Annotated in this window: 20 protein-coding genes; 13 read left to right on the plus strand and 7 right to left on the minus strand. The window is 71.3% G+C overall.

Annotated features, from left to right (window positions below; genetic code table 11):
* The coding region (locus G3I40_RS19210) for a hypothetical protein (RefSeq protein WP_203644390.1) at positions 1 to 180 on the minus strand (180 nt) is incomplete at its 3' end.
* Positions 181 to 335: 155 nt separating this feature from the next.
* Here G3I40_RS19210 and G3I40_RS19215 point away from each other — a divergent pair.
* A complete protein-coding gene (locus G3I40_RS19215; RefSeq protein WP_164303364.1) occupies positions 336 to 881 on the plus strand; it encodes a bacterial proteasome activator family protein in 546 nt (181 codons plus the stop codon).
* Between the two features lie 182 nt (positions 882 to 1063).
* Here G3I40_RS19215 and G3I40_RS19220 read toward each other — a convergent pair whose 3' ends face one another.
* Entirely contained in the window at positions 1064 to 2716 is a 1653-nt protein-coding gene (locus tag G3I40_RS19220) for a protein kinase (protein ID WP_164303365.1), read from the minus strand.
* Between the two features lie 372 nt (positions 2717 to 3088).
* Between G3I40_RS19220 and G3I40_RS19225 the strand changes: the two genes are divergently transcribed.
* Positions 3089 to 4666 (plus strand): protein kinase, encoded by a 1578-nt coding sequence (locus tag G3I40_RS19225; RefSeq protein WP_164303366.1) that lies wholly within the window; start codon positions 3089 to 3091, stop codon positions 4664 to 4666.
* On the opposite strand, the gene G3I40_RS19230 is transcribed toward G3I40_RS19225, so the two are convergent.
* Positions 4650 to 5102 carry a pyridoxamine 5'-phosphate oxidase family protein gene (locus G3I40_RS19230; RefSeq protein WP_164303367.1) on the minus strand — a complete coding sequence of 151 codons (453 nt, stop codon included), beginning with the start codon at positions 5100 to 5102 and terminating at the stop codon, positions 4650 to 4652. The two genes, G3I40_RS19225 and G3I40_RS19230, sit on opposite strands and share 17 nt — an antisense overlap.
* A gap of 76 nt (positions 5103 to 5178) precedes the next feature.
* Entirely contained in the window at positions 5179 to 5838 is a 660-nt protein-coding gene (locus tag G3I40_RS19235) for a response regulator transcription factor (RefSeq protein WP_164303368.1), read from the minus strand.
* A gap of 529 nt (positions 5839 to 6367) precedes the next feature.
* Between G3I40_RS19235 and pdhA the strand changes: the two genes are divergently transcribed.
* From pdhA to G3I40_RS19260, 5 genes are all read left to right on the plus strand, one after another.
* Positions 6368 to 7486 carry a pyruvate dehydrogenase (acetyl-transferring) E1 component subunit alpha gene (pdhA, locus tag G3I40_RS19240; protein WP_343244960.1) on the plus strand — a complete coding sequence of 373 codons (1119 nt, stop codon included), beginning with the start codon at positions 6368 to 6370 and terminating at the stop codon, positions 7484 to 7486.
* 5 nt (positions 7487 to 7491) lie between these two features.
* The gene (locus G3I40_RS19245; protein ID WP_164303370.1) at positions 7492 to 8496 is read left to right on the plus strand and encodes an alpha-ketoacid dehydrogenase subunit beta; all 1005 of its coding nucleotides are present in this window, start codon (positions 7492 to 7494) and stop codon (positions 8494 to 8496) included.
* A gap of 16 nt (positions 8497 to 8512) precedes the next feature.
* Positions 8513 to 9850 carry a dihydrolipoamide acetyltransferase family protein gene (locus G3I40_RS19250; RefSeq protein WP_164303371.1) on the plus strand — a complete coding sequence of 446 codons (1338 nt, stop codon included), beginning with the start codon at positions 8513 to 8515 and terminating at the stop codon, positions 9848 to 9850.
* Positions 9851 to 10043: 193 nt separating this feature from the next.
* Positions 10044 to 14693, plus strand: coding sequence for a DUF6531 domain-containing protein (locus tag G3I40_RS19255; RefSeq protein WP_164303372.1), 4650 nt, complete (start codon positions 10044 to 10046; stop codon positions 14691 to 14693).
* A gap of 23 nt (positions 14694 to 14716) precedes the next feature.
* Positions 14717 to 15025 (plus strand): hypothetical protein, encoded by a 309-nt coding sequence (locus tag G3I40_RS19260; protein WP_164303373.1) that lies wholly within the window; start codon positions 14717 to 14719, stop codon positions 15023 to 15025.
* Here the strand turns inward: G3I40_RS19260 and G3I40_RS19265 are convergent.
* Positions 15015 to 15869 (minus strand): D-alanyl-D-alanine carboxypeptidase, encoded by an 855-nt coding sequence (locus G3I40_RS19265; RefSeq protein ID WP_164303382.1) that lies wholly within the window; start codon positions 15867 to 15869, stop codon positions 15015 to 15017. The genes G3I40_RS19260 and G3I40_RS19265 overlap by 11 nt on opposite strands.
* 170 nt (positions 15870 to 16039) lie before the next feature.
* On the opposite strand from G3I40_RS19265, the gene G3I40_RS19270 reads away from it, so the two are divergent.
* Together G3I40_RS19270 and G3I40_RS19275 are read left to right on the plus strand one after the other, a co-directional pair.
* Positions 16040 to 16711, plus strand: coding sequence for a GntR family transcriptional regulator (locus tag G3I40_RS19270; protein WP_164303374.1), 672 nt, complete (start codon positions 16040 to 16042; stop codon positions 16709 to 16711).
* Complete coding sequence (locus G3I40_RS19275; RefSeq protein ID WP_164303375.1) at positions 16708 to 18018, plus strand: MFS transporter; 1311 nt, start codon at positions 16708 to 16710, stop codon at positions 18016 to 18018. The genes G3I40_RS19270 and G3I40_RS19275 overlap by 4 nt, the downstream gene beginning before the upstream one ends.
* 39 nt (positions 18019 to 18057) lie before the next feature.
* Here the strand turns inward: G3I40_RS19275 and G3I40_RS19280 are convergent, their stop codons facing one another.
* Positions 18058 to 18882, minus strand: a complete 825-nt coding sequence (locus G3I40_RS19280; RefSeq protein WP_164303376.1) for a maleylpyruvate isomerase family mycothiol-dependent enzyme — start codon at positions 18880 to 18882, stop codon at positions 18058 to 18060.
* Between the two features lie 169 nt (positions 18883 to 19051).
* Here G3I40_RS19280 and G3I40_RS19285 point away from each other — a divergent pair, with 169 nt between their 5' ends.
* The gene (locus tag G3I40_RS19285; RefSeq protein ID WP_164303377.1) at positions 19052 to 19870 is read left to right on the plus strand and encodes a carbon-nitrogen family hydrolase; all 819 of its coding nucleotides are present in this window, start codon (positions 19052 to 19054) and stop codon (positions 19868 to 19870) included.
* Positions 19871 to 19952: 82 nt separating this feature from the next.
* Here G3I40_RS19285 and G3I40_RS19290 read toward each other — a convergent pair whose 3' ends face one another.
* On the minus strand, positions 19953 to 20450 hold the full coding sequence (locus G3I40_RS19290; RefSeq protein ID WP_164303378.1) for an LURP-one-related family protein: 498 nt from the start codon (positions 20448 to 20450) through the stop codon (positions 19953 to 19955).
* Between the two features lie 143 nt (positions 20451 to 20593).
* Between G3I40_RS19290 and G3I40_RS19295 the strand changes: the two genes are divergently transcribed.
* The 3 genes from G3I40_RS19295 to G3I40_RS19305 all read left to right on the plus strand — a co-directional run.
* Positions 20594 to 21535 carry an SGNH/GDSL hydrolase family protein gene (locus G3I40_RS19295; RefSeq protein WP_164303379.1) on the plus strand — a complete coding sequence of 314 codons (942 nt, stop codon included), beginning with the start codon at positions 20594 to 20596 and terminating at the stop codon, positions 21533 to 21535.
* Positions 21536 to 21620: 85 nt separating this feature from the next.
* A complete protein-coding gene (locus G3I40_RS19300) occupies positions 21621 to 23087 on the plus strand; it encodes an FG-GAP-like repeat-containing protein (protein WP_164303380.1) in 1467 nt (488 codons plus the stop codon).
* 58 nt (positions 23088 to 23145) lie between these two features.
* Positions 23146 to 24017 (plus strand): hypothetical protein (locus G3I40_RS19305; protein WP_164303381.1); only part of this gene is annotated, 872 nt, incomplete at its 3' end.

Here is a 24017-nt window from a genome sequence, read left to right on the forward strand (position 1 = left end):
GCCCGCCCGGCTGCCGGCCAGCGAACCGTGCGGCGAGGGTTCGGCCGCGTACGAGAACGGGGCGGCGGCGGACGAGAGCGGGGCCGGTCCGAGCAGGAGGAGCGCCGGCAGGAGCGGGCAGAGCACGGCCAGCACGAGTCCGGCCGCCCTGCGCACCCGCCGCATGCGCTGCCCCTGCATGCCCTGCCCCTTCCGCCTCCGCCCGACGCTTGCGACAAGCCTCACATAGCGGCATAGAACAGGCACGCCGGATTTTGGGCCCCTTCCGCACGGTGGATCAGGCCGCAACGGGGGCACCACCGTGACGTGACAGCCCCGTGCGAGAGAATGGCGGCATGGAGATGCCGAGGAACGAACGGTCGCCGGAGAACCCGCAGATCTTGGTCGTTGGCCAGGACGGAATGGCTCTGGGCGGCGGCGGAGACGACGATTCCCGCGAGGTCCCGGTGACGGAGATGGTGGAACAGCCCGCCAAGGTGATGCGCATCGGCAGCATGATCAAGCAGCTGCTGGAAGAAGTACGCGCGGCTCCTCTCGACGAGGCGAGCCGGCAGCGCCTCAAGGAGATCCACCACAGCTCGGTCAAGGAGCTCGAGGACGGGCTCGCGCCCGAACTCGTCGAGGAACTGGAGCGGCTCTCTCTCCCCTTCAACAACGACGCGACGCCCAGCGACGCGGAACTGCGCATCGCGCAGGCCCAGTTGGTGGGCTGGCTGGAGGGTCTCTTCCACGGGATCCAGACGACGCTGTTCGCCCAGCAGATGGCGGCCCGCGCCCAACTGGAGCAGATGCGCCGCGCGTTGCCGCCGGGGGTCGGCGGCGGCGAGGAGGACGAGGAGGACCCGCGGGCCGGGGGGCGCTCGGGCGGGCCGTACCTGTAAGCCGTACGCCTACGGAACGTGGAGATACGAAGGGCCCGGCATCGCTGCCGGGCCCTTCGCGCGTCACGGACGCGCAGGCGCCAGAAGTTCGGGTCGGTCTTCCCGCCGGGGTAGCAGGTGACGCTCAGCCCGGCCTGCACGGCACTCTGTGGTGCGCCGTGTCCGCGCGCTCACGCGTGCGCTCAGCCAATGGGGTCGCCCGTGGAGACCTGCAACTGGATCTTGACGTTGTCGGGGTCGATCTCCGTGTCCGCGGCGGGGCTCTGGTTCATCACCGTGCCCTCGCCGTACGTGTTCTCGTCGATGGGCTTGATCGTGGGGTCCCACCCCGCCGCCCGGAAGCAGGCCTTCACCGAGTCGATGTTCTTGAGGTAGAAGTCCGGGACCTTGATCTTGTTCTCGTCGTCGGAGCCGTTGTACGGCTCCGTGCACTGGTCCGTCTCGATCGTCTTCGTCTTGTCGGGCCCCTTGTGCCCGGCGACCGCGGACGTGGACGGCTTGTCGCTGCCGCCCTTCTCGTCGCCGCCGTTCATCGTGAGGGCGGTGACCAGGCCGCCGATGGCGACGAGCGCGACCACGATCGAGCCGATGATCACGGCCTTGTTCCGCTTGGTGCCGGCGCCGCCAGGGCCCGAGCCCTGGACCGACGTCGAGGGCTGGGGTGCCTGGCCGTACGGCGGCGGGGTGTGCTGGGCCTGGGGTGCGTACGGCGAGGTGGGCGGCGGCGTCTGGTATCCGCCCTGCTGCGGGTAGCCGTACCCGGGCTGCGGGGTCGGCGTCCCGTACGGGTTGGGCGGGGGCGTCGGCTGGTACGGCGTGTGGACCGGGCCCGGGGTCGGCATCCCGTTCTGGTCGACCGGCGGGAAGACGGCGGAGCCCACGCCCGCGCCGCTGGACGTCTGCGCGCCCGGCACGATGCTCGGCGCGACGTGACCGGTCCCGGCCAGCGACTGGGCCACCCGCAGGCACTCGTCCCGCATCGACTCCGCGCTCGGGAAACGCTCGTTCGGGTTCTTTCGCAGGGCGCGGGCGACGAGGGCGTCGACGGCCGGCGGCAGCGCGCGGTTGATCGAGGACGGAGCGACCGGCTCCTCCTGGACGTGCGCGTACGCGATGGCCAGCGGCGAGTCCGCCTCGAACGGCAGGCGCCCGGTGACGAGCTGGAACAGCATGATGCCGACCGAGTAGAGGTCGGAGCGCGCGTCGACGCCGCGGCCCAGCGCCTGCTCGGGCGACAGGTACTGCGGCGTGCCGACGACCATGCCGGTCTGCGTCATCGACGTGACGCCCGACTGCATGGCGCGGGCGATGCCGAAGTCCATGACCTTGACGACGTTGCGCTTCGTCATCATCACGTTGCCGGGCTTGATGTCGCGGTGGACCAGGCCCATCTCGTGGCTGATCTCCAGCGCGGCGAGCACATCGGCCGTGATCTTCAGGGCCTTGTCGACGGGCATCGCGCCGTACCGCTGTACGTCCTCGTCGAGCACGGAGCCGAGCGGGCGGCCCTCGACGTACTCCATGACGATGTACGGGGTGATCAGCCCGTCGAGCTCGTCCTCGCCCGAGTCGAAGACCGAGACGATGTTCGTGTGAGTGAGCTTCGCCACCGACTTGGCCTCGCGCGTGAAGCGCTGACGGAAGGCGTCCTCGCGGCCGAGTTCCGTGTGCAAAGTCTTGATGGCGACCGGGCGGTCGAGCCGGGTGTCGTGCGCGAGGTGCACGGAGGCCATGCCGCCCTGACCGAGCAGGTCGTGCAGTTGATACCGCCCGCCCGCCACGGCGCGTCCCGCGTACCGCCCGCTGTGCGCGCCGCCGGCGCTGCCCTCGGTCATGTGTCTGCGTCCCCCATAGGCGCCCCGACGTCGGCGCGGCCGGTGATCGAATTCAGCTATTCCCGGCCAAGTCTGCCCGAGGGCCCGGACACGTCAAGTTCGATGCCCGTTCCGTGACCGTACGGGCAAGAAGCGTCGCGCAAGCGTTACAGGAAAAGACCACGGATCAGGTCATCGAGCGACCATGGACCCGGCACAGAAATTGCGCGCACGATTTGCAAGGCGTGCACGGCAACGGGTTTGATGTCCGGTCCATCCCGGGACGGGGCCGGGACCGAAGCCTGTAGCGTGGCCCGACGGAGACCGTATTCACAACCGCGCGATCTCCGACGCAGGATCCGACAGCACGGACAGAAACGACGGCGAGGACTGATGGACCAGCAGCAGCGCGCTCAGGGCCCGTCCGACCCCGAGGCGACTGGCGGCGGTATGTCAGATGCGCCGGAGATGTGGGGCAACGGCGGACTCGTCGGGGACGGCCGGTACCGGCTGACCCGCAGACTCGGCCGGGGCGGCATGGCCGAGGTGTTCGCCGCCGAGGACGTGCGCCTCGGACGCACCGTCGCGGTCAAGCTGCTCCGCTCCGACCTCGCCGAGGACCCGGTCTCCAAGGCCCGCTTCACCCGCGAGGCACAGTCGGTCGCCGGCCTGAACCACCACGCGGTGGTCGCGGTCTACGACTCCGGCGAGGACTACGTGAACGGCTCGACCGTTCCGTACATCGTCATGGAGATCGTCGAGGGCCGCACCATCCGCGACCTCCTCCTGAACGCCGAGGCGCCGGGCCCCGAGCAGGCCCTGATCATCGTCTCCGGCGTGCTGGAGGCCCTCGCCTACTCGCACCAGCACGGCATCGTGCACCGCGACATCAAGCCCGCCAACGTGATCATCACGAACACGGGCGCGGTCAAGGTCATGGACTTCGGCATCGCCCGCGCCCTGCACGGGGCGCAGTCGACGATGACGCAGACCGGCATGGTCATGGGCACGCCCCAGTACCTGTCGCCGGAGCAGGCCCTCGGCAAGGCCGTCGACCACCGCTCCGACCTGTACGCGACCGGCTGCCTGCTCTACGAGCTCCTCGCGCTGCGGCCCCCCTTCACCGGCGAGACGCCGCTCTCCGTCGTCTACCAGCACGTCCAGGATGTGCCGGTGCCGCCCTCCGAGGTCTCGGACGCGACGCCGCCGGAGCTCGACGGCCTGGTCATGCGCTCGCTGGCCAAGGACCCCGACGACCGGTTCCAGACGGCCGAGGAGATGCGCGGCCTCGTCCAGTACGGCCTGCAGATGCTGTACGAGCAGGGCGGCCACACCGGCACCTGGAACACCGGTCCCGTCGACATGCACGAGGGCGGCCACACCCCCGCCATGGGCATGGCCGGAACGACGGTGATGCAGCACCCCGACAACGGCACGGCCGCGCAGCCCATGCTGCGTCCGCCGGGCGGCGACGACGGCGGCTTCGACGGCAACGGGCACGGCGGGGGCGGTGGCGGCCGCGGCAAGATGTGGATCGTCGCGGTGATCGCGGTGATCGCCATCGCGGCGGGCGTGGCCTACGCGCTCACCCAGACCGGCGGGGGCGACGGCGGGGGCAGCACCAAGCAGTCGCCGTCCGTCACGAAGTCCGAGAAGTCGGACAAGCCGTCGAAGTCGTCCGACGAGGACGAGACGCAGGGCGAGACGCAGGACGAGGGCAGCACCACGGGCGACCAGGGCACCTACCAGCCCTCGTACACGCCCACCCGGGACCCGCAGACCCCCACGCCGACGAACACCGGTCAGCCGACCGGTGAGCCGACGGACACCGGCAAGCCGACGGACACGGGCAAGCCGACGGACACCGGTGAGCCGACGGACCCGGGCGAGCCGACGGACACGGGCGACCCCGACACGGGCGGCAACACCGGCGACCCGGGCACGGACGGCGCCCTCACCGGCGGGAACTAGGACAGGCCCCGGCCATGCGCGTCGCGCCGCCCCGCAGTTCGTGCACCGTCATGAGCTGCGGGTCCACGCGCAGGTACACCGGGTCGAAGAGCTCGCCGTCCGCGTAGTGCGGGGTCGGGCCGAAGAGTTCGAGTTCGGCAGTGGTCGGCTCGACCTGCTCGCAGGTGCCGACGCACTGCACCGACCACTGCCGGTCGTGGCCGGGCTCCGTCTCGCCCAGGTTGTCCGCGCCGTACGCGACGACGCTGCCGACGCAGGCCAGGTGGTAGCCGTACCCGCGGTGCATGCGCAGCAGGAGCCGGCCGTTCGCCACGATGTGGCGGGCGGAGGCGAGGAAGGGCAGGGCACGCATGCTCGTCGCTACCCGGCCGTAGTGCACGCGGGAGAGCAGTTCGAAGCCGCGCTCGGGGTCCTGCGGCTGCATGTCGGAGGGCATGTCACCACTGTGCGTTCCCGACAGGGCGCCGCAGAAGGGGACCCCGCCCCGAGCCCGGGGGACATAGGTCCCGGCGTCAGTGCCTCTCGGCCTGCATGCGCGCGACGTAGGCGGCGGCCTGCGAGCGGCGCTCCATGCCGAGCTTGGACAGCAGGCTGGAGACGTAGTTCTTGATCGTCTTCTCGGCGAGGTGGAGGCGCTCGCCGATCACGCGGTTGGTCAGACCCTCACCGATCAGGTCGAGGATCTTGCGCTCCTGGTCGGTGAGGCCGGAGAGCTTGTCGTCGTCCTTGCTGCGGCCGCCGTCGCGCAGCCGCTCCAGCACGCGCGCGGTGGCGACCGGGTCCAGCAGCGACTTGCCCGCGGCCACGTCCCGTACGGCGGTGAGCAGCTCGTTGCCCCGGATCGCCTTGAGCACGTAGCCGGAGGCGCCGGCCATGATCGCGTCGAACAGGGCCTCGTCGTCCGCGAACGAGGTCAGCATCAGGCACTTGATCGACTCGTCGCCGGAGCGGATCTCGCGGCACACCTCGACGCCGCTGCCGTCCGGCAGACGCACGTCCAGGACCGCGACGTCGGGCCGCGTCGCGGGGATCCTGACGAGGGCGTCGGCGGCCGTACCGGCCTCGCCGACGACCTCGATGTCGTCCTCCATCGAGAGCAGCTCATGGACCCCGCGGCGCACCACTTCATGGTCGTCGAGGAGAAATACCTTGATTTTTCCGTCTTCGCGCACGCAATCAGTCTCACACACGAACACTTGCGACGCCCCAGGGCCGCGTCCGCGGCAAGATCCGTCGGGCGGGCCCTAGAAGGGCGGGGCGTGAGCGGGATAACGTGCCGGTGTTCCGGCGCCCTGCCAGGCTGTGACCAGGGAGCGGTCACACGGCTGTGACCTGCGGAGCTTCGTCCTTCGTGCGAGTGCTAGGGAATCCAAGCAACCAGGTACTTGGAAATCCAAGCAAAATCGCAGGTCAGATGGGGTTTCGCAGATGTGTGACCCACTGGGTAACGTGCTGGGTGAAGGGTGCTCGCCGGAGCACAGGTTTTCTCGTTCTTTCCAGTCCGCCTGGACCCGGCCCGCGCACCCACCCCGTGCGTGGACGGATCAGGCGAGCCGAGCCGACTGGCCATCCGGCAATCCCGGGGGCCGGACCGACGGAGGAGCACACGTGACCGTAGACAGTGCTGACAGCACTGCCGCCGCGCACCAGGCGCAGCCGCCGCGCAAGCGGGCAGCTGCGAAGAAGTCCACGAAGAAGGCCGTGAAGAAGTCCCCCGGCGCACCCGCCGCGCAGGACCGGGCACCGGCCGAGCTGGTGCAGCTGCTGACCCCCGAGGGCAAGCGGGTCAAGAACGCCGCCTACGACGCGTACGTCGACGCGATCAGCGATGACGAGCTGCGCGGCCTGTACCGCGACATGGTCCTCACCCGCCGCTTCGACGCCGAGGCCACCGCGCTGCAGCGCCAGGGCGAGCTGGGCCTGTGGGCGTCGCTGCTCGGCCAGGAGGCCGCCCAGATCGGTTCCGGGCGGGCCACCCGCGAGGACGACTACGTCTTCCCGACCTACCGCGAGCACGGCGTCGCCTGGTGCCGCGGGGTCGACCCGACGAACCTGCTGGGCATGTTCCGCGGCGTGAACCACGGCGGCTGGGACCCGAACAGCAACAACTTCCACCTGTACACGATCGTCATCGGCTCGCAGACCCTGCACGCCACGGGCTACGCGATGGGCGTGGCCAAGGACGGCGCGGACTCTGCGGTCATCGCGTACTTCGGCGACGGCGCCTCCAGCCAGGGCGACGTCCTGGAGTCCTTCAACTTCGGGGCCGTCTACAACGCCCCCGTGGTGTTCTTCTGCCAGAACAACCAGTGGGCGATCTCCGAGCCCACCGAGCGCCAGATGCGGGTGCCGCTCTACCAGCGCGCGCAGGGCTTCGGCTTCCCGGGCGTGCGCGTGGACGGCAACGACGTGCTCGCCTGCCTCGCCGTGACCCGGTGGGCGCTGGAGCGCGCCCGCAACGGCGAGGGGCCGACCCTGGTCGAGGCGTTCACGTACCGGATGGGCGCGCACACCACCTCCGACGACCCGACGAAGTACCGGGCCGACGAGGAGCGCGAGGCCTGGGAGGCGAAGGACCCGATCCTGCGCCTGCGCACGTACCTGGAGTCCGCGACCGACACCGGCGCGGAGTTCTTCGCGGAACTCGACGCCGAGAGCGAGACGTTGGGCAAGCGGGTACGCGATGTCGTGCGGGCCATGCCGGACCCGGGCCACATGGCGATCTTCGAGAACGTGTACGCGGACGGGCACGCGCTCGTCGACGAGGAGCGCGCGCAGTTCGCCGCGTACCAGGCGTCGTTCGCCGACGGGGAGGCCTGAGCACCATGGCGGTACAGAAGCTACCGATCGCCAAGGCGATCAACGAGTCCCTGCGCACGGCGCTGGAGAACGACCCGAAGGTCCTCGTCATGGGGGAGGACGTCGGCAAGCTCGGCGGCGTCTTCCGGGTGACGGACGGGCTGTACAAGGACTTCGGCGAGGACCGGATCATCGACACCCCGCTCGCGGAGTCCGGCATCGTCGGCACCGCGATCGGCCTGGCGCTGCGCGGCTACCGCCCGGTGGTGGAGATCCAGTTCGACGGCTTCGTCTTCCCCGCGTACGACCAGATCGTCACGCAGCTCGCCAAGATGCACGCCCGTGCGCTCGGCAAGGTCAAGACGCCCGTCGTCATCCGGATCCCGTACGGCGGCGGCATCGGCGCGGTCGAGCACCACAGCGAGTCGCCCGAGACGCTGTTCGCGCACGTGCCGGGGCTGAAGGTGGTGTCACCTTCGAATGCGAACGACGCGTACTGGATGCTCCAGCAGGCCATCCGGAGCGACGACCCGGTGATCTTCTTCGAGCCGAAGCGGCGCTACTGGGACAAGGGCGAGGTCACCTTGCCCGACAGCGGCTCCGCCGCGGGCGAGGCCGTCCCCCGCGACCTGCACAAGGCCGTCGTGGCGCGCGAGGGCGTCGACCTGACGCTCGCCGCGTACGGGCCGATGGTGAAGGTCTGCCTGGAGGCGGCCGCGGCCGCCGAGGAGGAGGGCAAGTCCCTGGAGGTCCTCGACCTGCGCTCGATCTCGCCGATGGACTTCGACACCGTGCAGACGTCGGTGGAGAAGACGCGGCGCCTGGTCGTCGTGCACGAGGCGCCCGTCTTCCTGGGTTCCGGCGCGGAGCTCGCCGCCCGGATCACCGAGCGGTGCTTCTACCATCTGGAGGCGCCCGTGCTGCGGGTCGGCGGCTACCACGCGCCGTATCCGCCGGCGCGGCTGGAGGACGAGTACCTGCCGGGACTGGACCGGGTGCTCGACGCCGTCGACCGCTCGCTGGCGTACTGAAGGAGGTCGGGAAGTCATGCGTGAGTTCAAGATGCCCGACGTGGGCGAGGGTCTGACCGAGGCCGAGATCCTCAAGTGGTACGTGCAGCCCGGTGACACCGTCGAGGACGGACAGGTCGTCTGCGAGGTGGAGACGGCCAAGGCGGCCGTCGAGCTGCCGATCCCGTTCGACGGGGTCGTCAAGGAGCTGCGCTTTCCCGAGGGCACGACCGTCGACGTCGGCCAGGTGATCATCGCGATCGCCGCGGCGGGCGAGGAGAGCGCCGAGACGCCCGCGCAGGAGCCCGTCGCGGAGCCGGCGGAGCAGTCCGACCCGCAGCCCGCGCAGGAGGCGCCCGGCGGCCGCCAGCCCGTGCTCGTCGGCTACGGCGTCGCCGAGTCGTCGACCAAGCGCCGGGCCCGCAAGGAGGCGCCCGCCAACGGCACGGCCGCCCCGGCCGTCGAACAGCGGCCGCTGGCCAAGCCGCCGGTGCGCAAGCTCGCCAAGGACCTCGGGGTCGACCTCTCCGCGGTGGTCCCGTCGAGCCCCGACGGGATCATCAGCCGCGAGGACGTGCACGCGGCGGTGGCGCCCGCGCCCGCCCCGCAGGAGACGCCCGTCCCGGCCGCCGCGCCGGTCGCGGTGCCCGTGGCCCCGGCCTCGTACGACTCCGTGCGGGAGACCCGGATCCCGGTCAAGGGCGTGCGCAAGGCGACGGCCGCGGCGATGATCGGCTCCGCGTTCACGGCGCCGCACGTCACGGAGTTCGTCACGGTCGACGTGACGCGCACGATGAAGCTCGTCGAGGAGCTCAAGGCCGACAAGGACATGCAGGGGCTGCGGGTCAATCCGCTGCTGCTCATCTCCAAGGCGCTGCTCGTCGCCATCAAGCGCCACCCCGAGGTGAACGCCGCCTGGGACGAGGCGAATCAGGAGATCGTCCAGAAGCACTACGTGAACCTGGGCATCGCCGCCGCCACCCCGCGCGGCCTCATCGTGCCGAACATCAAGGACGCCCACGCCCAGACGCTGCCCGAACTGGCGGCGTCGCTGGGTGAGTTGGTGGCCACGGCGCGCGAGGGCAAGACGTCCCCCGCGGCCATGCAGGGCGGCACGGTGACCATCACGAACGTCGGTGTCTTCGGCGTCGACACGGGCACGCCGATCCTGAACCCCGGCGAGTCCGCGATCCTCGCCATCGGCGCCATCAAGCTCCAGCCGTGGGTCCACAAGGGCAAGGTCAAGCCGCGTCAGGTGACGACCCTCGCCCTCTCCTTCGACCACCGCCTGGTGGACGGGGAGCTGGGGTCGAAGGTGCTGGCGGACGTGGCGGCGGTGCTGGAGCGCCCCAAGCGCCTGATCACCTGGAGCTGACTCCTCCCCGGGAGCGACCTCTCCCGGCTCCGCCCGAACCAGCGCAAAAGGGCCGTCGCACACGAAAGTGCGGCGGCCCTTTCACATGTGCTCCATCGCATTCGCAACGACCGGTCGCATGTGTGCGTCAGAATAGATGCAGCGTGAAATCAGTTGGGTTTGAGCGGCGTTCGTGCCGGTGGGGGTCGAAGCGGTGGGGTACACGATCCCGGGGTGGCTCGACGAGCTCCTGGAAGTCGTCGGCATCAGTTTCCCGAATGTGGACGAGGACGACTACCGCGAAATGGCGTCCGCCATGCGGGAGTTCGCGGAGGGTTTCGAGGAGCACGGGGGCGACGCGCACAAGGCGGTCAGCCGCATCCTGTCCTCCTCCGACGGCTGGGCCGTCGAGGCGTTCGAGAAGCACTGGGACCAGGTGCGCACCCGGCAGCTGGAGAAACTCCCGGAACTGGCGCGGCTGTTCGCGGACGCCTGCGACGTGCTCGCCGACATCGTCTTCGGCATGAAGACCAAGGCCGAGGTCGAACTCGCCGTCCTGGCCGGGACGATCGCCGCCGCGGTCGCGGCGGCCGCGTTCACCGCCGGTCTGTCCCTGCTGGCCGTCGCGGGCGAGATGACCGCGGTGCGGGCGATCATCAAGCGGCTCGTGGACGAGGCCGTGGACAGGATCGTCGACGAGGTCCTCGCCCAGATCACCCAGCCGATCAACGCGAAGCTGGAGGCGATGGTCGAGGACATGGTGCTCGACCTGGCCGACGGCGCGTTCTCCGCGCCGGGCGGTGACGGCGGCGGCAAGCACGACGGCATGGCGCTGGCCTCGGCCGGGGGCGCGGGCGGCGGCGGCCCGCAGAAGGTCACGAAGATCGACCACGCCGAGTTCGAGGACGGCGCGGGCAAGGTCTCCCGGCACGGCGGCGACCTGCACCTGGCCGCGTCCTCGTCGCTGGGCCGGGCGCGGAGCGCGTTCGGCCGGAGCAAGGGCCGCGATCCGTTCACGGAGGCCTTCGACAGCGTGCTGGACGGCGCGCTCAAGGGCTCCGAGAAGGCCCTGACCAAGGTCGCCAAGCACCTCGCGGAGACCGTGCCGGAGCGGGCGAAGGCCACCTCGCGGCTGCACAAGAACACCGACCACGGCGTCCGCGACAAGGTCCGCTCCATCGCCACGGAGAAGAGCGACGGCAAGAGCGACGGCAAGAGCGGCGGGACGGGCCCGGGCAAGAAGCCCGAGATCGACGGCCTGAAGCTGAACGACGCCGACCTGTCCAAGCAGTCGCACGGCCTGGACAGCAAGGAGACCTGCGGCGACCCGATCGACATGGCCAGCGGCCAGCTGGTGCTCGCGCAGACCGACGTGGACCTGCCCGGCGTGCTGCCGCTGACCCTGCGCCGCACCCACCTCAGCGGCTACGACGCGGGACGCTTCTTCGGCCCGTCCTGGGCCTCGACCCTGGACGAACACCTCGCGGAGAACCAGGAGCTGGGCGGCCTGTGGTGGTACCGCGAAGACGGCTCGGTCCTCGTCTACCCGCGCCGCCCCGACCTGCCGGGCGACCGCGTCCTGCCCGCCGCGGGCACCCCGCTGCCGCTGACCTACGTCACCCGCGGCGCCTCCTACGTACTGAGCGTGCAGGACCCGTACACCGGTCTGACCCGGCACTTCGAGCCGTCCGAGCGGGACGCGCAGGAGGGCGCCCGGACCTGGTGGCTGGCGGCCGTCGAGGACCGCAACGGCAACGCCCTCGGCATCGACCGCGGCGAGGACGACGTCCCCGTCGGCGTGACCCGCTCCGGCGGACAGCGCCTCGACGTGGTGTCGGACCCCGAACGGGGCCTGGTCACCGGCCTGTTCGCGCTCCTCGACGAGGGGCCGGTGCGGCTGCGCGGCTTCGGGCACGACGAGGCCGGCGACCTGACCGAGGTGCGCGGTGCGTCCGGGGCCACGACCCGCTTCACCTACGACGCCGCGCACCGCGTCACCGGCTGGCGCGACAGCAACGACACGTCCTTCGCCTACGAGTACGACGTGCAGGGCCGGGTGACCGGGACCCGCGGCACCGACGGCATCCTCGACTCGACCGTGGCGTACGGCGGCCCGGACGCGTCCGGCGAGACCACCGCCGCGTACACGGACTCCCTCGGCCGCACGAGCGTGTACCGCGCCAACCGGCACGGCCAGATCGTCGCCGTCACCGATCCGCTCGGCGCGACGACCGTCCAGGAGTGGGACCGCGCCGACCACCTGCTGTCCCGGACCGATCCGCTCGGCCACACCACCCGCTGGGAGTGGGACGATGCCGGTGACCTGGTGCGGACGGTGGCGCCCGACGGCGCCCGCACCACCGTCGTGCACAACGACCTCCACCTGGCCGTCGAGGTGACGGACGCGCAGGGCGCCACCCAGCGGCAGACCTACGACGAGCGCGGCAACCGCACCAGCCACACCGCAGCCGACGGCGCCGTCCACCGCTTCACCCACCACCCCACGGGCGCGGTCGCCACCGTGGTGGGCCCGCTCGGCGACGTCCTGCGGGTCGAGGCGGACGCGGCGGGACTGCCGCTGGCCCTGGAGGACGAGCGGGGCACCCGCACCACGTACCGGCGCGACGCGTTCGGCCGGACGGCCGCGGTCACCGATCCGCTCGGCGCGACGACCGCCCTGGAGTGGGACACCGAGGGGCGCCTGCTGCGCAGCACCGGCCCCGACGGCAGCGGCGAGTCCTGGACGTACGACGGCGAGGGCAACGCCACCGGGCACACCGACCCGCACGGCGGCCGGACCCGCTTGCGGCACGGCCCGTTCGACCTTCTCGCCGAGCGCGCCGGGCCCGACGGCGCCACGCACCGTTTCCGGTACGACACCGAGCGCAGGCTCGTCGAGGTCGCCGACTCGCAGGGCCTGACGTGGAGTTACACCTACGACGCGGCCGGGCGGACGACCGCGGAGACCGACTTCGACGGCCGCACGACCCGCTACACCTACGACGCGGCGAACCGCCCCGTCACGCGCACCAACGCGGCGGGCGAGACCCTCACGTACACCTTCGACGCGGCCGGGCGCCTCGCCGCCAAGGACGTGGCCGGGGAACGCACCACGTACACCTACGACGCCGTCGGCCGGCTGACCGAGGCCGTCTCGCCGGGCTCCCGCCTGACCCGCACCTACGACGCCGGCGGGCGGCTGACCTCCGAGACGGTCGACGGCCGCACCGCGCACTACCGCTACGACGCCCTCGGCCGCCGCACCGGCCGCACCACGCCGACCGGCGCCGTCACCGAGACGGTCTGGGACGCGCGGGGCAACCGGTCGGGCCTGCGTCTGGACGGCGCCCACCGGCTCGACTTCGGGCACGACCTGCTGGGCCGCGAGATCCACCGCACCCTCGGCGGGCAGGTGCGCCTCGACGCGGCCTGGGACGACCTGAACAGGCCTGTCTCCCAGACCCTGACGACGCCCCGAGGGGTGCTGCGGCAGCGGGAGTTCGGCTTCCGGGCCGACGGTTTCCCGACCTCGGTCGCCGACCGGGCCACGGGCCGCGCCGCCCACTACGACCTGGACCCCGTCGGCCGCCCGCTGTCCGCCACCGGTCCCGGCACGGACGCGAGCGAGACCTACGCCTACGACGCGGCCGGCAACCAGCTGCGCGCGCAGTGGTCCGGCATCCCCGTCGACACCGACGCGGCGGGCCCGCGCACCTTCGAGGGCACCCGGATCCTGAGCGCCGGGCGCGTCACCTACCGCCACGACGCGGCGGGCCGCCTGGTCGAGCGCCGCAAGAAGCGGCTGTCCCGGGCCGCGGACGTCTGGCGCTACACCTGGGACGCCGAGGACCGCCTCACCTCCTGCACCACGCCCGACGGGGCCACCTGGCACTACACGTACGACGCGCTGGGCCGCCGCACCGCCAAGTACCGGCTCGCCGACGACGGGACGACCCGCACCGACCTGACCCTCTTCAGCTGGGACGGCTCGCGCCTCGCCGAGGAGCAGCAGCCCGTCGGCGGTGCGGTCCTCACCTGGGAGTACGACGGGCACCGGCCGCTCGCGCAGTACGAGCGCCGGCTGGACCAGGACGAGGTCGACGCCCGCTTCTTCGCCGTCGTCACCGATCTCGTCGGCGCCCCGACCGAACTCGTCGACGCCGAGGGCACCCTCGCCTGGCACACCCGGGGCACGGTCTGGGGCGCCACCGCCTACAACGCGGACGCCACCGCCTACACGCCGCTGCGCCTGCCGGGCCAGTACGCCGACGCGGAAACGGGCCTGCACTACAACTGCTTCCGGCACTACGACCCCGAGACCGCCCGGTACGCCGGCCCCGACCCCCTCGGCCTGGACCCCGCCCCGAACCCGTTCGCGTACGTGCCCAACCCGCTGGCCGCCTGCGACCCGCTGGGTCTTGCGCCGTGCGTGGACCTGTACCACGCCACGAACAAGGGCGGTGAGCAGAGCATCAGGACCAACGGGATCGATCCGTCCTTCGGGCCGCGCGCCATGGACTTCGGCAACGGCTTCTACACGACGCGCAGCCGGGAGCAGGCCGAGGACTGGGCGAAGCGCAGGTTCGGCGACGACGGGTCGGTGCTGCACTTCCAGATCCCCGGGGACCGGTTCGACGCGCTGAACCGCAGGACGTTCACGGAGAACGATCCCGAACTGCCCGGTTTCGTCCGGCATTTCCGTTCCGGCAAGGGCACGGAGACGCCTGCGTACGATGTCGTGGAGGGCCCGATGCTCAAGAACGTGCAGCCCTTCATGAAGAAGGGCAAGGCGCCCAAGTGGATGGGCGACCAGACCGTCTTCTTCGGCGACACGGGCAAGCTGCTGGACGGGGCCCTGCTGTGACTGCCGGAGCGAGAGAGCCGATCATGCCTACGTACACGATGCCCACCTGCGAGGACACCCTGGAGCTCCTGGACCTCGTCGCGGACTGGATGGTCGAGGAGCTCGGGATCTCGCGGGCCGAGGCCGTGGCGCGCATCAACCGGCAGTGGCACGGCCTGGACCTGTCGGACGAGGACGACCTGATCCTGCACGAGGACGAGCGGTTCTGGGCGCTCACCATCTACTACGGGCAGGTCCCGGACTGGAGCCCGGAAGCGGACCGCACCGGGTGGATCCCCCAGGCGCCGCCCGCTCCCGACTCCGTCCACTGGACGGTTCCCGCTACTTCTTGAAGCCGTAGTCCATGAGCTTCTTGGCGTCCGACGTGCGGGCGCCGACCGACGTCGACTTCAGGACCGTGCCGATGACGGTCTTGCCGCTGCGGGTCGCCGCGAACACCAGGCAGTAGCCGGCCTCCGGGCCCGATCCGGTCTTGACGCCGATGGCGCCGGAGTACGTGCCGAGCAGGGTGTTCGTGTTCGACCACGACATGTTGCGGTAGCCGCCGGACTTCGTCGTGACCTTCTGCTTCGTCGACTTCGTCTTCACGATCGAGCGGAACGTGGAGTTCTTCATCGCGGACGAGGCGATCTTCGTGAGGTCGCGCGGCGTCGAGTAGTTCGAGCCGCTGCCGATCCCGTCGAAGGAGTCGAAGTGGGTGTTCTTCAGGCCGAGGCCCTTCGCGGAGGTGTTCATCTTGCCGATGAAGGACTTCACGCGGGCGGCGCGCGTGGAGCCCGAGCCGAACTTGTCCGCGAGCGCGTACGCCGCGTCGCACCCGGAGGGGAGCATCAGGCCGTACAGGAGCTGGCGGACGGTCACCTTGTCGCCGACGATCAGGCGGGCCGACGAGGCGTTGTTCTTGACGATGTAGTCGCTGTACGCCTTCTGGACCGTGACCTTGGAGTTCAGGTTCAGGTTCTTCGTGGCCAGTACCACCTTCGCGGTCATGATCTTGGTGGTGGAGCCGGTGGACCGCCGGGTGTCCGCGGCCTTCGTGTACAGGGACTTGCCCGTCCCGTTGTTCATCACGAAGCCGCCCTTGGCGGCGATCGTCGGGGTGGCGGGCGCGGCGGCCTGCGCGGAGGTGGCGAGGACTCCACTGGTGAGCACCGTGCCGGCGACGAGGACGGCCATGCCCGCTATGCGTGTATTCAAGTGGGACGCTCCAAATGCCCTTTAAGCTCCGCCCGTTGGGCGGTGCGTGCACTCATAAGACATGCGGAACGCGGCGGAGGTTGCACGGGGGGCGTTCCGCATCGTGGACGCGCTCCGGCTTGCGTACGTGTTGTATCTATGATGTGCGCATGCCCTCGACCGTCACGGAAAAACGTGCCACCGAAAAGCGTCCCCCCGCTGCCGAACGCGTCTACGCGCACGTGAAGCGCGGCGTCCTCGAACGCCGTTACGAGGGCGGCACGTTGCTCACCGAGGGCGAGCTCGCCGAGGCCGTCGGGGTGTCCCGCACCCCGGTGCGCGAGGCGCTGCTCAAGCTGGAGGTCGAGGGGCTGCTGCGGCTCTACCCGAAGAAGGGCGCCCTGGTGCTCTCGGTCTCCGCGCAGGAGATCGCGGACGTCGTGGAGACCCGGCTGCTCGTCGAGGAGCACGCGGTGCGCAAGGCGGTCCCGGCCAGGCCCGGACTCATCGCGCGCCTGGAGGAGCTCCTGCAGACGCAGCGTGCGCAGGCCGCCGCCGGACAGTTCGCGGACGCCGCCGCCACCGACCGCTGCTTCCACGCGGAGATCGTGCGCAGCGGCGGCAACGAGATCCTGTCCCGGCTCTACGACCAGCTGCGCGACCGGCAGTTGAGGATGGGCGTGGCCGTGATGCACTCCCACCCGGACCGCATCGCCAAGACCCTCGCCGAGCACGGCGAGCTCCTGGAGGCGCTGCGCGCCGGGGACACGGACGCGGCCGTCGCCGTCGTGCGGCGCCACGTCGGCTGGTTCCAGAACCTGGCCCGGGGTGACGTGCGATGAGCTCCGGCACCTCCTCCGTCTCCCTGCCCGGAGATCCGCCCGGCGGCCGTCGGGCGGTCGCCGTGTGGTCCATCGGCGTCGCCGTCTACTTCGTCGCCGTCATCTTCCGTACGTCGCTGGGCGTGGCGGGGCTCGACGCCGTCGAGCGCTTCCACATCAACGCCTCCGCCCTGTCCACGTTCTCGATCCTCCAGCTGCTCGTGTACGCGGGCATGCAGATACCCGTCGGCCTGATGGTCGACCGGCTCGGCACGAAGAAGGTGCTCACGCTCGGGGTGGTCCTGTTCACCCTCGGCCAGCTGGGCTTCGCGTTCTCCTCCTCGTACGGCATGGCGCTCGGCTCCCGTGCGCTGCTCGGCTGCGGCGACGCCATGACCTTCATCAGCGTGCTGCGGCTCGGCACGCGGTGGTTCCCGGCGCGGCGCGGGCCGATGGTCGCGCAGCTCGCCGGGCTCGTCGGCATGGCGGGCAACCTGATCTCGACGCTGGTCATCGCCCGGCTGCTGCACGGCGTCGGCTGGGAGGCGGCCTTCGCGGGCAGCGCGCTCGCGGGCGTCGTCGTCCTGGTCCTGATGCTGGCGTTCCTCAAGGACCACCCCGAGGGGTTCGAGCCGGCGCCGATGCCGGCCACCCACAAGGGCGCCGCCTACGTCCGGGCCCAGATCGCCGCATCCTGGCGCGAGCCCGGGACGCGGCTCGGACTGTGGGTGCACTTCACGACGCAGTTCCCGGCGATGGTCTTCCTGCTGCTGTGGGGCCTGCCGTTCCTCGTCGAGGCGCAGGGCCTGTCGCGGGGCACCGCGGGCGAGCTGCTGACCCTCGTGGTGCTGGCCAACATGACGGTGGGGCTGGTGTACGGGCAGATCGTGGCCCGCCACCACGCGGCCCGGCTGCCGCTGGCGCTGGGCACGGTCGGGGCGACGGCCGTGCTGTGGGCGACGCCGATCGTGTGGCCCGGGCAGTCCCCGATGTGGCTGCTGGTGCTGATGTGCGTGGTGCTCGGGGCCTGCGGGCCCGCGTCGATGATCGGCTTCGACTTCGCGCGCCCCGCGAACCCGCCGGAGCGCCAGGGCACCGGCTCGGGCATCGTGAACATGGGCGGCTTCGTCGCCTCGATGACGACGCTGCTCGCGGTGGGCGTGCTGCTGGACGCCACCGGCGACAACTACCGGGTCGCGTTCTCCGCGGTGTTCGTGCTGCAGGCGCTCGGGGTCAGCCAGATCCTGCGGCTGCGCAAGCGGGCCGCCCGCGCCGAGCGGGAGCGGCTGGTCGCGTCCCGGGTCACGTCGGTGCACGTGCCCGTGTGAGGCGCGCGGGGCGGCCGCCGGTCCGTCGGGGCCGGGGGCCTACGCCGTGACGACCAGCGACGACAGGATCGCCGTCGCCAGGTCCGTGTCGCCCTCCGTCTTCACGCGGTCCGCCACCGACTCCAAGGTGACGCGGCCGCAGGACAAGCGCACGTAGGTCTCCCAGTCCATGGCGAGTGTCGCCGCCGGGCCGAGCGAGGGGGCGCCGTCGATCGTGCCCCTGCCGTCCGCGTCGACGCGGACCGTGCGCAGGAACTCGACGGGGCCGTGCACGTCGAAGACGACCGCGGAGTTCGCCGGGGCGCCCGCGTCCTTGGCGACGATCTTGGGCAGGGCCTCCAGGAGCATGTCCCGGGTGACGTACGCGCCCGGGGAGTCGAGGTTGCCCGGCCTGCCGAGCGCCCAGCGCAGGTCCTGCTCGTGCGCCCAGATGTCGAACGCCCGCCTGCGCATGGCGAATTCGAGGGTCTCCTCGACGGCGCGCGGGCCGCGCACCTTCGTCGAGGGGTCCCGGCTCTCGTTGCGCAGCTGACGCGAGCGGCGAATGATCGTGTACTCCAGCTCGGAGACCATCTCCGGCGCCGTGTGGTGGCGGCGGACGTCGACCTGGATCTCCTGGTACCGCTGCGCCTCGCTCTGCACGTGGTAGAGGTCGCGGGGCAGCGTGTGGATGGGGCGGGGGTCGCCGAGCATCTCGCAGTCACCGCCGATGACGTGCGACACGACGTCGCGCACCGACCAGCCGGGGCAGGGTGTCGCGCGGTTCCACTCACCCTCCACGAGCGGTGTGACCAGCTCGGATATCGCTTCCACGGAGTGGGTCCAGGCGTCGGCGTAGGACTGAAGGCTGGGGTGGAGACTCACGGAAGGGGACCCCTCGAGCGGTTGTACGCGGGCGTTTAGGTCGGCTGGCGGGCACGGGCGGCGGGTGTCTTGGGACGTTAAGTTACGCTGCCCGGAGGCACCCCGGCAGTGCTTTCGTGTGACGATCGTAGGCCCGTGTTGACGGCTCGAATGCCAGGACGGTGGTAGTGTGCGCGCCTCCCTCATCCAGATCGCAGTGAACGACAACAAAGCCGGCAAAGCGGCTGAATCGGTCAATGACCGCCGGGAGCGCGTCAGTTCACTGGTACGGGAACAGGCCGGTCTCGCTGATCTCGTCGTCCTGCCCGAGCTGTGGACGACCGGAGCCTTCGCCTACGAGCTGTTCGCCGAGGAGGCGGAGCCGCTGGAGGGCCCGACGTACGAGGCCATGGCGAAGGCGGCGAAGGACGCGGGCGTCTGGCTGCACGCCGGGTCCGTTCCCGAGCGGGACCCGGACGGGCCGCTCTACAACACCGCGCTCGTCTTCTCCCCCGACGGTGAACTCGCCGCCGCCTACCGCAAGATCCACCGCTTCGGCTTCGACAAGGGCGAGGCCGTGCTGATGAGCGCGGGCCAGGAACTGGTGACCGTACGGCTCCCGGAGACGGTCGCCGGCCTCACCACCTGCTACGACCTGCGCTTCCCCGAGCTGTACCGGGGGCTCGTCGACCGCGGCGCCGAGACGCTCGTCGTCAGCGCCGGCTGGCCGGAGCGGCGCCGCTCGCACTGGACGCTGCTCGCGCAGGCGCGCGCCGTGGAGAACCAGGCGTACGTGCTGGCCTGCGGAAGCGCGGGTACGCACGCGGGCGTCGAACAGGCCGGGCACAGCATCGTGGTCGACCCCTGGGGCGAGGTGCTCGCCGAGGCGGGGGCCGGGGAGGAAGTGCTCCGGGTGGAGTTCGACCCGGCGAAGGTGGCCGCGACCCGCGAACAGTTCCCCGCCCTGAAGGACCGCCTGCTGGGGATGGACACGCCGCCCCGGCGATGACTTCGCCGCCGGCGCCGGGGGTGACGCGCCGCCCTGGCAGTGCCGAGGGCGGCGTGTGGTCATCCGGGCTCCGGCCCTCGGCTCAGTCCTCGTCCCCCCGTTCCTTCTCCGCGAGATGGATCACGCACACCGCGACCGCGATCAGCAGGGCCGGGTCGGCGTCCTCGCGGATCACGTTCACGCCGTACGTGTCCCGCACGCGCAGCCAGCGCCGGGAGATCTCGGCGAGCAGTTCGCCGTCGTACTCGACGGCGAACTCGCGGTCCAGGATCTTTCCGCTGACGTCGAGTTCGGTGCCGTCGACCAGTTCCACGCGGTAGTGGTTGCGCAGCAGCGACAGCCGCTTGCGCTTGATCTTGGCGAGGGCCTCGTCGCCCCGCTCGATGACCATCGTGTCGCGCAGGGCGAACATCTTCTGGTGGATGTCGATGAGGACCCGTCCGTCGGGCCCCTTCAACTCGAAGGTGTCCCGCAGATGCATCGCCTTGCCGTCGACCAGGAACGCCTTGCGGCCGTTCTCGTCCTCGATCCAGTAGTCCTCGCCCAGGGCGAAGATCCGTTCTCGTACTTCGTAGCGCATACGTCGATGAGTGCCCGAAAGCCGCCGGGCGGACCCTTCCTGTGCCCGGCCGGGTGAAAACGGCGCGAACCCGGTGCGCCTGCGCCGGGCCGGGTGAGTGGATGCGGTGAACCGTCCCGCACCGTGCCCGGAGGTTACGTCCTGTGCGACCCCGCCGACTCCTCGCCGCCGCCCTCGCGGCCCTGCCCCTGCTGCTCGCGCATCCCGCGCACGCCGACACCGCCCCGCGCCCCCACGAGTACGTCGCGCTCGGCGACTCGTGGAGTGCCGACGTCACCCCGGTCGGCATCCGCACCGACCAGGCGCCCAGCGGCTGCGCCCAGTCCTCCTGGAACTATCCGCGCCAGGTCGCCGCGGCCCTGAAGGTGACGACCTTCCGCGACGCCACCTGCGGCGGCGCGACCTCCGCCAACGTGCGGGCCGCGCAGGACGTCACGTACGTGAAGGGACTCCTCGACGGGGTCAACAAGCCGCAGATCAGCCGGGTCACGAAGACCACCGACCTGGTCACCTTCGGGTTCGGCGGCAATGACATCGGCCTCGCGGGCGCGGCCGCGGGCTGCTTCAACCTGCTGCCGTCGCTGCACCTGCTCCCCGGCTCGAACCCGCCCCCGCCGTTCGGCGGGGACTGCAGGTCCGGCTGGGTGAGCCCGGACGGCACCGATCTGATGGCGCAGCGGATCGCACGGGCCGAACCGACGCTCGTGCGGGCCATCGAGGACGTGCGGGCCGCCGCCGCCCCGGGCGCGCGGGTCCTCGTCGTCGACTATCTCGCGGGCGTGCCCGTCGACCACGGCTGTTACCCCTACGTACAGGCGCACGACGGCGACCTGATGTGGCTCGGCCAGAAGCTCAGGGAGCTGAACACCATGCTCAGGGCGGCGGCGAAGAAGGCCGGCGCCGGCTTCGTCGACACGTACAGCGGCAGCGTCGGGCACGACGTGTGCCGGGCGCCCGGCACCAAGTGGGTCGAGGGCTTCGTGCCGCTCAGCGCCGATCCGCCGGGGCTCGCCGTGCCGCTGCACCCGAACCGGCTCGGCGCCGGACACCAGGCGCGGAGCGTCCTCAACGCCCTGAGGAAATAAGCCAGTTATGTGATGCGTGCAACCGCCAACGGTATGTGTGGGGTCTCTTGAGGTGGATGTGACCTTACGACCGAAGGAACTCTCCATGTACCGCGCACGACCCGTACGGATCGCTTTCGTCTCCGCGGCCCTGGTGGCGGGCGGACTGACCGCCGTCTCGCTCGCCCCGGCGGCCAGTGCCGCCCCCGGGAAGGCCGCGGCCGCCGACGACTTCAACGGGGACGGCTACGCCGACCTCGTTGCGGGCGCACACGGCGGCACGGTCTCCGGCAAGACCCAGGCCGGCTACGTCGCCGTCACCTACGGCTCGCCGGCCGGGCTCACGGCCTCGCACAAGAAGCTGATCAGCCGCTCCACCACCGGCGTGCCCGGCTCGGCCACCGCCAACGAGCGGTTCGGCACCTTCGTCAGCAAGGGCGACCTCGACGGCGACGGCTACAGCGACCTCGTCATAGGCGGCGAGAAGGCCGAGACCGGCGCCGTCGTCCTGTGGGGCTCGGCCTCCGGCCTGACCGGCGGCACGAAGATCGCCACGTACGGGAAGTCGCCGCAGATCGGCGACTTCGACGGCGACGGCAAGACCGACCTGGCGCTGCTCGCCGCCATGGGCCAGTACGGCGACGACCCCGAGCACGAGGGCGCCGCCCTGTGGAAGGGCCCGATCTCCCGGGCCGGCGCCCCGGCCGGGAAGCTGGACTTCATGGACAAGTCCGAGTGGTGGGGCTACGGCGCGGACGACGCGAGCTGCGTCGACGACGAGTACGGCTGCGTCGACGGCCCGGACTCGACGACCGGCCCCGTCGTCTTCAAGGCCGTCGGCGACGTCAACGGCGACGGCCGCGACGACCTGGCCCTGCACTCCTACAACGGCGACGGCATGTGGAACAACACCGTGCTGTACGGCAGCGCCACCGGCTTCAAGCGCGGCTGGGCGCCGGGCGGCCAGGGCGGCGACCTGGCCGTCGGCGACGTGAACGGCGACGGGCACGACGACGTGGTGGCGGGCGCCGACGACGACTCCTCGCAGGTGCGGATCGCCTTCGGCACGGGCGCCGGCCTGGACGGTGACCACACCCAGACCTTCGACCAGTCCCTGCCCGGTTTCTACGGCGCCCAGGAGGCCGGTGACAACGTTGGCAGCTGCGTCGCGGTCGCCGACGTCACCGGCGACGGCAAGGCGGAGGTCGCGCTCGGCATCTCCGGCGAGGACTTCGGCGGCAAGACGGACGCGGGCTCGGTCGCGCTGCTGCACGGCACCGCGGACGGCGTCACCGGCACCGGCTCCCAGGTCTTCAACCAGAACTCGCCGTCCGTGCCCGGGGTCGCCGAGAGCGGCGACGCGTTCGGCGACTCCTGCCGGCTGCTCGACGTGAACGGCGACGGCCACCGCGACCTCACCGTCGCCGCGACCCACGAGAACGCGCAGGCGGGCGCCGTCTGGACGCTGCCGGGCGGCGCGAACGGCGTGAGCACGACCGGCTCGACGGCCTTCAACCCCAAGGACCTGGCCGCCCCCGAGACGAAGGCGCTGCTCGGCAACCCCCTGCGCTGAGCCCCCGTTCGCAGTAACCCGGCGCGCAGCCCGGCAGGCGCGGCCGTCTCCTTGGGGCATGGCCAAGGAAGAGGACGAGCTCGCCGCGCTGCGCGCCCGGGTCAGCGAACTGGAGCGTGCGGCGGCGCGGCCGCCGCGGCACCGGACACGCAGCACCTTCGCCGTCGTCCTCATCGTGCTCGCCGCCCTGCTCACCCCGCTGAGCGCGGTCGCGGTGTGGTCCCACTCGTTCATCGGGGACACCGACCGCTACGTCTCCACGATGGCGCCGCTCGCCTCCGACCCGGACGTGCAGGACGCCGTCGCCGACCGGGTCACCACCGCGCTCATGCAGCAGATCGACGTCGACGACCTGCTGTCCGGCGTCGCCCCCGCCGACCGGCCCCGCCTGGAGAAGGCGCTCGACGCGGCCGGCGGCCCGCTCACCAGCGGCATCACGTCGCTCGTGCACGGCGCCGCCCAGCGGTTCGTGACGAGCCCCGCCTTCGCCACCGTGTGGACGCAGCTGAACCGCGTCGCGCACGGAGCCGTCGACAAGGCGCTCACCGGCGACGGCGACGGCGCCGTGAAGGTCGAGGACGGCATGGTCACCCTCGACCTCGCCCCCGTCGTCGACCGGGTCAAGGACGCCCTCGTCGACGACGGGCTCGGCCTCGCCGGGGACATCCCCGAGGTGCACACCAGCATCACGCTGATGCAGTCCACGGGCGCGCTCGCCCAGGCGAAGAAGGGCTTCCGGCTGCTCCAACTCCTTTCCTGGGTACTGCCGTTGCTCGTGGTCCTGCTGGTCGTCGGCGGGGTGCTGCTCGCCGGGCGCCGGCGCCGCGCCCTGGTCACCGCGGCCCTCGCGGTCGCCGCCGGGGCGCTCCTGCTCGGCCTCGCCCTGTGGCTGAGCCGCGCCTTCTACCTCGACGCGCTGCCGCAGGACGT

The organism is Streptomyces sp. SID14478, assembly GCF_010548525.1.
GTDB lineage: Bacteria > Actinomycetota > Actinomycetes > Streptomycetales > Streptomycetaceae > Streptomyces.

What these genes read in the sequence shown, in the direction of transcription:
- G3I40_RS19290 (WP_164303378.1), bottom strand. Translation starts at nt 20,450, where the DNA reads ATGCGCTACGAAGTACGAGAACGGATCTTCGCCCTGGGCGAGGACTAC.
- G3I40_RS19230 (WP_164303367.1), bottom strand. Translation starts at nt 5,102, where the DNA reads ATGCCCTCCGACATGCAGCCGCAGGACCCCGAGCGCGGCTTCGAACTG.
- G3I40_RS19300 (WP_164303380.1), top strand. Translation starts at nt 21,621, where the DNA reads ATGTACCGCGCACGACCCGTACGGATCGCTTTCGTCTCCGCGGCCCTG.
- G3I40_RS19260 (WP_164303373.1), top strand. Translation starts at nt 14,717, where the DNA reads ATGCCTACGTACACGATGCCCACCTGCGAGGACACCCTGGAGCTCCTG.
- G3I40_RS19275 (WP_164303375.1), top strand. Translation starts at nt 16,708, where the DNA reads ATGAGCTCCGGCACCTCCTCCGTCTCCCTGCCCGGAGATCCGCCCGGC.
- G3I40_RS19245 (WP_164303370.1), top strand. Translation starts at nt 7,492, where the DNA reads ATGGCGGTACAGAAGCTACCGATCGCCAAGGCGATCAACGAGTCCCTG.
- G3I40_RS19250 (WP_164303371.1), top strand. Translation starts at nt 8,513, where the DNA reads ATGCGTGAGTTCAAGATGCCCGACGTGGGCGAGGGTCTGACCGAGGCC.
- G3I40_RS19270 (WP_164303374.1), top strand. Translation starts at nt 16,040, where the DNA reads ATGCCCTCGACCGTCACGGAAAAACGTGCCACCGAAAAGCGTCCCCCC.
- G3I40_RS19220 (WP_164303365.1), bottom strand. Translation starts at nt 2,716, where the DNA reads ATGACCGAGGGCAGCGCCGGCGGCGCGCACAGCGGGCGGTACGCGGGA.
- G3I40_RS19215 (WP_164303364.1), top strand. Translation starts at nt 336, where the DNA reads ATGGAGATGCCGAGGAACGAACGGTCGCCGGAGAACCCGCAGATCTTG.
- G3I40_RS19265 (WP_164303382.1), bottom strand. Translation starts at nt 15,869, where the DNA reads ATGGCCGTCCTCGTCGCCGGCACGGTGCTCACCAGTGGAGTCCTCGCC.
- G3I40_RS19225 (WP_164303366.1), top strand. Translation starts at nt 3,089, where the DNA reads ATGGACCAGCAGCAGCGCGCTCAGGGCCCGTCCGACCCCGAGGCGACT.